At 65.6% G+C, this 7,131-nt stretch carries 9 protein-coding genes; 1 reads left to right on the forward strand and 8 read right to left on the reverse strand.

The annotated features are described in order from the left end of the window. Positions 1–32: 32 nt before the first annotated feature. The 3 genes from JOY90_RS13750 to JOY90_RS13760 are packed head-to-tail and all read right to left on the reverse strand — an operon-like array spanning position 33 to position 2,220. The gene (locus tag JOY90_RS13750) at positions 33–833 is read right to left on the reverse strand and encodes an SDR family NAD(P)-dependent oxidoreductase (RefSeq protein WP_291691669.1); all 801 of its coding nucleotides are present in this window, start codon (positions 831–833) and stop codon (positions 33–35) included. Between the two features lies 1 nt (position 834). Then, positions 835–1,389: a carboxymuconolactone decarboxylase family protein gene (locus JOY90_RS13755; protein ID WP_291691670.1), complete on the reverse strand. Its 555-nt coding sequence runs from the start codon at positions 1,387–1,389 to the stop codon at positions 835–837. Between the two features lie 18 nt (positions 1,390–1,407). Then, positions 1,408–2,220, reverse strand: coding sequence for an SDR family NAD(P)-dependent oxidoreductase (locus JOY90_RS13760; RefSeq protein ID WP_291691671.1), 813 nt, complete (start codon positions 2,218–2,220; stop codon positions 1,408–1,410). Positions 2,221–2,522: 302 nt separating this feature from the next. Here JOY90_RS13760 and JOY90_RS13765 point away from each other — a divergent pair, with 302 nt between their 5' ends. Then, positions 2,523–3,557, forward strand: a complete 1,035-nt coding sequence (locus JOY90_RS13765; protein ID WP_291691672.1) for an amidohydrolase family protein — start codon at positions 2,523–2,525, stop codon at positions 3,555–3,557. 59 nt (positions 3,558–3,616) lie between these two features. On the opposite strand, the gene JOY90_RS13770 is transcribed toward JOY90_RS13765, so the two are convergent. The 5 genes from JOY90_RS13770 to JOY90_RS13790 form a co-directional block, all read right to left on the reverse strand. Further along, positions 3,617–4,024 (reverse strand): CopD family protein, encoded by a 408-nt coding sequence (locus JOY90_RS13770; protein ID WP_291691673.1) that lies wholly within the window; start codon positions 4,022–4,024, stop codon positions 3,617–3,619. Continuing rightward, on the reverse strand, positions 4,024–4,314 hold the full coding sequence (locus JOY90_RS13775) for a DUF3817 domain-containing protein (protein ID WP_291691674.1): 291 nt from the start codon (positions 4,312–4,314) through the stop codon (positions 4,024–4,026). The genes JOY90_RS13770 and JOY90_RS13775 overlap by 1 nt, the downstream gene beginning before the upstream one ends. Continuing rightward, on the reverse strand, positions 4,314–4,535 hold the full coding sequence (locus JOY90_RS13780; RefSeq protein ID WP_291691675.1) for a hypothetical protein: 222 nt from the start codon (positions 4,533–4,535) through the stop codon (positions 4,314–4,316). The genes JOY90_RS13775 and JOY90_RS13780 overlap by 1 nt, the downstream gene beginning before the upstream one ends. After that, the gene (locus tag JOY90_RS13785; protein ID WP_291691676.1) at positions 4,528–4,845 is read right to left on the reverse strand and encodes a winged helix-turn-helix domain-containing protein; all 318 of its coding nucleotides are present in this window, start codon (positions 4,843–4,845) and stop codon (positions 4,528–4,530) included. Before JOY90_RS13785 ends, JOY90_RS13780 begins: the two co-directional genes overlap by 8 nt. A 267-nt stretch (positions 4,846–5,112) precedes the next feature. Continuing rightward, positions 5,113–6,597, reverse strand: a complete 1,485-nt coding sequence (locus JOY90_RS13790; RefSeq protein WP_291691677.1) for an ankyrin repeat domain-containing protein — start codon at positions 6,595–6,597, stop codon at positions 5,113–5,115. Positions 6,598–7,131 lie beyond the last annotated feature (534 nt).

Here is a 7,131-nt window from a genome sequence, read left to right on the forward strand (position 1 = left end):
CGAAAGCATAGCCGTTTGGCGCGTTAGCCCGCTCAGCCCCGTCGCACGCTCGAGCCGCCGTCGACCGGCAAGGTCACCCCCGTGATGAAGTTGGCCTCGTCGGACGCAAGGAACAGCGCGGCATTGGCGACGTCCCAGCCCGTGCCCATCTTCCTGCGCAGCGGCACCTGGCGATCGCGATCGGCCTCGACCTCGGCGCGGGTCTTGTGCCATTCGCGGGCACGGGTATCGACCGCCATCGGCGTGTTCATCAGCCCCGGCAGGATGACATTGGCGCGGATGCCATAGTCGGCGTTCTGATAGGCGAGCTGCTCGGTGAAGGCGATCATCGCCGTCTTGGTCGCCTTGTAGGCGACGTAGGGATAGGTCGTGATCGCCGCCATCGAGGAGATATTGATGATGGCGCCGCTCCGCTGCTGCCGCATGATCGGGATCACGTGCTTGGCGGCGAGGATGCAGCTCTTCAGGTTGATCGCGACGCAGCGGTCGAAGGCCTCCTCCGTGATCGTGAGCAGCTCGGCGTCCCCGCCGGCGAGAGAGACGCCGACATTGTTGTGCAGGACGTCGATCCGGCCCCAGCGTCGCATCGCGTCGTCGACCATCGCCTTGATCTCGGCATCCCTGGTGACGTCCGCCTTGCAGGCCGCCGCGGTGCCGCCTGTCGCGGTGATCATGCCGACGGTTTCTTCCGCCGAGGCGAGATTGTAATCGACGCACAGCACCTTGGCGCCTTCTCGCGCGAAGGTGAGCGCGGTGGCGCGGCCGTTGCCGATGCCTTCGCCGGGGCTCTGCCCGGCGCCGACGACGATGGCGATCTTGTCCTTGAGGCGCATGTCAGTTCACTCCGGGAATGGGATATTGCTGGAGCACCTCCTTGTAGTAGGGCTCGTTGTCGATCTGCATGGTCGCGAGCACGCGCACCACGGCGCAATAGAAGGCGATCGTCAGCACGAGGTCGACCATCTGCTCGTCGGAGAGATGCTGCTTGATGTCGGTGAAAGTCTCCTCCCGCATCGCGAGCTCGCGCACCATCTCGCGCGCGCCCTTCAGGATCGCTTTCGCCAGCGGCTCGAGCTTCGACGGCTTGCCTTCGGTCTCGGCGAACAGGCTTTCGATGTCGTCGTCGGTGACGCCGAATTCCTTGCCGATCTTCACGTGATGGGTGAACTCGTATTCGGATTTCTCCAGCCAGCCGACCTGCAGGATGGCGAGCTCGCGCAGCCGCGGATCGATCTTGCTCTTGAAGCGGATATAGCCGCCGACGCCGTTGAAGGCACGGGCCATGTCGGGCGAGTTGACGAGCAGCTTGTGCAGATTGGTGTTGCGCTTGAGCATGTCGCGATATTCGGGCGCGACCTGGTCGGGCTCGAGATAGGGCAGGCGGGCCATCGTCTTGGTTTCCTTCTCTCAGTGGTCCTCGGATTCGCGTTCGGGCGCCTGCAGCGTGACACCACCGTCGACCACCAGCGCCTGGCCGGTGATGTAGCGGGCGTGATTGCTGAGCAGGAATTTCACGGCGTGGCCGACGTCCCAGCCGGTGCCTTCCAGCTTCAGTACCGAGGCCCTGGCGCGATTCGCACGCGCGTTCTCGCTCATGCCGCGCCCATAGACCATCGGCGTGTACATCGGCCCCGGGCAGATGCAGTTGACGCGGATGTTGTCGCGGCCATGGTCGACCGCCATCGCGCGCGTCAGCCCGATGATCGCGGCCTTGGAAACCGTGTAGGTGGTGAGCCCGCGTGGCCGCAGCGCCGAGATCGAGGAGATGTTGACGATCGCGCCGCCCTTCGCGGTGTCGATCATCGCGGGGATCGCGTATTTCGAGAGCAGGAACATGCTCTCGACATTGACCTGCATGACGCGGCGGTACTGCTCCGGCTTCTCGTCGACCACGCTGCCGCGGCTGCCGATGCCGACATTGTTGTCGAGGAAATCGAGCCGGCCGAAGCGGGCGACGGTCGCCTCCACCAGCCGCCTGCAGTCGGCCTCGTCGGTGATATCGGCGGCAAACGCCGCCGCCGTGCCGCTTTCCTCACCGATCATCTCGACGGTGCGCTCGGCGAGCTTCAGTTCGCGGTCGGCCACCATGACCTTCGCGCCGGCGCGGGCCAGCAGGATCGCGGCGGCGCGTCCGTTGCCGATGCCGTCGCCGGCCGCTCCGCCGCCGGAGATCAGCGCGACCTTGCCGGCGAAGCCTTCGTCATCCTCGGGTCCCCTCATGGCGTTTCCTTCTTTCGCTCGTCATTGTCGGCGACGATAGCAACGGGGGTTGGGGGAGAGAAGGGCGAGCCGCGCGTGGGTGTCCTGCGATCCGTCGCGGGCAGCATCCGGCGGGTGCGATTGGCCGCGGCCTGCGCCGGGCGATTACAGCCGTAACCGCCAGGCGTCCGGCTGAAATTGCGCCGCAATTTCGGCGACTGATCATCAGGCGGTTGTTGTCCCAATTTGCAAGAGCGAGATTCGTCATGATCAGGTCTTTACCGCAGCGGCGTCACTTTTCCGGCTGTGCATGTTGCGAGACGATGCCGCTGTCGCGCCGCGGATTCATCGCCGGCGCGGCGGCGCTGGGGGCCGCTGCCGTTCTCCCGGGCGAGGGGGACGCGGCCGAGGGGCGCGAGCTGATCGACACCCACCATCACTTCTATCCGCCACAGTACCAGAAGATCTGGCTCGACTGGGAGGATCAGCGCGGTCTTCGGCATTTTGCCGGACAGGTCGCCTGGTCGAAAGCCAAGGCGATCGAGGACATGGATCGCAACGGCATCCGGACCGGCGTGCTGTCGATGGCGTCGACGCCGGGTGTCTGGTTCGACTTCAACGCCGAGAAGGCCAACCGGCTTGCCCGCGACTGCAACGACTTCGCCGCGGACATGATGCGCGACCATCCCGGCCGGTTCGGGCTGTTCGCCACCCTGTCGATGCTCGATCCCGACTGGACGCTCAGGGAGATCGAATATGCCTTCGACACGCTGAAGGCCGACGGCGTCGGCCTGCAGACCAATTACGGCGACAAGTGGCTGGGTCATGCCGACTACAGGCCGGTGTTCGACGAGTTGAACCACCGCAAGGCGGTGGTCTATGTGCATCCGCTGGTCGCGAGCTGCTGCGCCCGGCTCGGCGTCGGCGCATTTCCGGCCGTGATCGAGGTGCCCCACGACACCACGCGCGCGGTCACGAGCCTGTTGCTGTCCGGCGCCTTCGCGCGCTGGCGGGACATCAACTGGCTGTTCTCGCATGCCGGCGGCACGGTCCCGATGATGGCGGGCCGGATCGAGGCGTTCTACGGCGCGATGCCCAATGTGCACGAATTCGCGCCGGAAGGGGTGGTGGGCGAATTGAGACGTCTCAACTACGACACCGCCAACGCCACCAGCGCGCCGGCGATCGCCGCGCTGCTCGAGCTCGTCCCGGTCTCCAGGGTCACCTACGGCTCGGACTATCCGTATTTTCCGCTCGACCAGATGAAGAACCTCCAGGAGCGCGGGCTCGACGAAGCCGAGCTCAGCGCGATCGGCCACGGCAACGCATGCCGGCTGATTCCGCGGTTGAAGACGTAGCGGGCCGACAATGCCGGCTCCGCAATAGCAGCGTCGAGACATGGGTACCCGCCGGCTGGTCACGACCAGGACGGCTTCAGCACCACCAGAAGGACGATCAAAGCGAGGCCTGCGATCATGACCGGCAGGGTGATGCCTGCCGCGCGATCGGGCGCGGCCTTTCTCCCCGCGTCCGCTGAGCTTCGCAGCCGGCCGGAAATGATGCCGTGTACCGCCGAGATCACGACCACGATCGCGAGCTTGACCGACAGCCATCCGGCGCCGAACCAGCCGCCCTGCACGGCAAGCGCGGCACCGAGCACCCAGGTCGAGAACATGGCGGGCGTCGTCACGCCCTGGTCCCAGCGCTTGAAGAGGCGCAGGGTCTCTCGATCATCTCGCAGCAGGGCCAATGCGGCGGCGAGCATGCCGCCGAGCCAGAGCACCATGCTCACGATATGGCCGGCCTTGGTCAGGGCATAGAGCATCAAGCCTGTCCGAGCCTCCGGCGAAGCCATCGCTCGTTGACGAATCCCCCGAACGGAAGGCATGCGCCAATCACGAGCCGGACGACATCGCGCCGTTCGATCGCGCCTTCCGACCACGCCCGCACGGCGGCCCAGCAAAAGGCGAGGAAGGTCAGTCCATGGACCGGTCCGAGGACCGTGGTCGCCTGCCTGATCCCGCCGATGTGCTTCAGCGGGACCGCGATGAAGATCAGCGTCAGAAGGGTGAGGGCCTCGGCGATGGCGAGGAGGCGGACGGCGCGGCCCGGCATCACTCGACCTCGCGCAGCAGTTTCTCCACCGAGCTCATTCGCGCGGAGAGGCGGCTGATCTCCTCGCCCAGGGCGCTCATCGCGGTCTCCATGTCGGTCTGCCATGTTGCCTTCAGCCGGCTCTGATAGGCAGCGGAAGCGTATTTCATCGCGAAGACGACAAGGCCGGCGACGAGCACGAGGATCGACAGGACGAAAAAATACGTTGACGCCTCAGCCATCGGATTCTCCTGTGGAATGGAACGAGCCGGGCGAGGGGAAGGGGCCGGCCTTGGCGATGCCGAGCGGATTGAGCAACAGCTCGAACGGCACGATTTCGTAGAAATTGGCGGCCTTGCCGCTTTCGGCCGTCTCCACCGCACTGACCACGAGTCCCGCGATCTCGAGCTTGCGCAGATGCATCTTCATGAGCGGGCGACTGATACCTGCCTCGCGTGCCAGTTGACTGACGTAGGCGCGTCGCTCGCGAGACAGACGCGCCACGATCCAGAGGCGCGCAGGGTGCGCCAATGCCTGAAGCTGCAGCAGCAACTTTTCCGACCTGATCACCCTGACTCCGGCATTTCGTAAGTTTTAACTTACGGGAAAGGAAATTATTTCGCAATAGGTTTCGCGGTTTTGCTGGGCGCCGACCGGTAGCGGGGAGCCACGTCCCGGATGTCGCTTCCCCCTACGCTCTTCGAGCTTCGGCGGACAGGTCGTCTCATTCGAGCTACGGGTCTGAGCTTGTGGCGCGCGCTGCATGGAGGGCACGCTTTCGCCACCGCTCTTCGAGCGATGACGAAAGCTTGGCTCACCCTACCGATTCCCGTCTTCCTCGCCGCCCTTGCCGTGGAGCAGCGCCACGAAATCATCACGCCCGAAATATTCCGCCCAGCCGAGCGCCGTGGCGTCGTACTTGTCGTCGCGGATGTTCGGACTGGCGCCGGCGTCGAGCAGCAGGCGGGCGATGTCGATCGCGCCGCTCTCGACCGTCATGTGCAGGGCGGTGTGATTGCAGTCCCATATCGGCCGCTTGGCATCGACCGCTGCGCCATGTGCCAGCAGCCAGCGGATCACGGCGAGATTCTTCCGGCTGACCGCCAGATGCAGCGCGATGGTGTCGGCGCCGTCGGGGCCGATGCGGGCGGGGTTTTCGCGCAGCATCGCCTCGGCCTCGTCGTAGCGACCGGTGTTGAGCGCGGTGAGGAAATCGAGTTTTGTCCCCCCAGCCAGCAGCGCCGAGACGATGCGCCCGTCGGCATGCTCCTGGGAAGCCGTGGTCAGCGCGGTGGCGCCGGTGGCGTCGGTGGCATTCGGATCGGCGCCGAGCGCGAGCAGGAGCTGCACCATGGTGAGCCGGTTCTTCGCGGCGGCGTGGTGCAGCGCGCTGCGCCGGTGCTGGTTGCGGCTCATACGCGCGGCGAGCAGGGTCGGGTCCTGCACGATCATGGCGCGTAGCTCCTCGGCGCGATCGAGCGCAATTGCGGTCCAGACATTGAGCGTCGCGCCGTGGTCCAGGAGATGGCTTGCTACCTCCTCGCGCACCTCTTTGAAGCAGGTGGCCCAGCCGAGCACGCCGACGGCATAATCGTCGCCCTTGCCCTCGATGTCCGCGCCGGCGTCGACCAGCAGCCGAATGGTTTCGAGATCGCCATGCGCGGCGGCGAAATGCAGCGGCGCGGCGTTGTCGGGAAAATCGCGGCGATCGAGATCGGCGCCGCGCTCGATCAGGAGGCGGATCGCGTCGTGCCGGTTGTGCAGGGCCGCCAGATGCAGCGCAGCCGCCTTTTCGAAGCCGCGCCCGGCCAACGCGTCGATCAACTCGGGATGCGCGTCGAGGCCGGCGCGGAGCGCCGCGACATTGCCGGACTGGGCCGCGCTTGCGATGTCCTGAAGCGCCTGCCGCTCGGCTTCCGGCCGCGCGCCGCGGCCGCCCTGGGCGTCGCGGGCGAGCAATTCGATCGCCTCGTGCCGCAACTCCTTGGCGATCTGGTGGATGGTGCGGCCGTCGCGGTCCGGCGTCGACGGATCGAAGCCCAGGGCAAAGGCGCGCCTGAGGGTTTCGACGTCGCCGGCGCGGGCGGCGTCGAACACGCGGTCGTCCCGGTACAGGTCGGGGCTCAGCCCATCGAGATGGGCCTTGAGCGCGCGCCAGCTCGGAAAGCCATGGTCGTTGGCGACGGCGAGCTGCGCCTCGTAGAGGCGCGTCTCGGGCTTGACGGCGCGAAGCTGGGCCAGCCGCTTCTTGGCAGCCTTTTTCAGCCAGGCGAGATCGGGATGTTCAGGCAGAGCCTGGGACATGGGCAACCTTCTTTCTCGAAGCGCCCGGCGACCGCGACTCTCGGGCAAGAAAGAAGGGAATGTCAGCTCAGTGCTGAGTGAGGCGGGTTGAACCCTTTACGCGGTCCGTGGGTCGCCCAATCGACCTTCGGGAAATTATTCGCGGGCGGCGCGGCAAGTCAAGTGGTGGTCGGGCTCGCGAGGAGGGCGAGCGGGGGGAGAGAAGCGTAGGCCAAAGCGCGCACGCGACGAGGCTACGCATCGCGCGGAGCGCTGTGCCCGCAACTGTCTCGACAGCACAGTCTTGAATGATGGGCACGCTTCTGCCTTTGCTTGGCGGGCTTCCGCGCAAGCGTCCGCTTAGCCCAACCCTACAGATCTACAGATATCGCGATGCAACACGCATCCCTCGCGTCGCTGCACGAGAGCAACAGGTGCAACCCCATCTGTGATCCTTCCGTCACAGTTATCACTAATCGGGTCGAGATATAGTATTACTAATTGCGGTATCTCAGCGCTTGCTGGATTATTGTCCAACCTCAAGTTGACATATGG

Origin of the sequence: Bradyrhizobium sp. (assembly GCF_019242285.1) — a bacterium.
GTDB lineage: Bacteria > Pseudomonadota > Alphaproteobacteria > Rhizobiales > Xanthobacteraceae > Bradyrhizobium.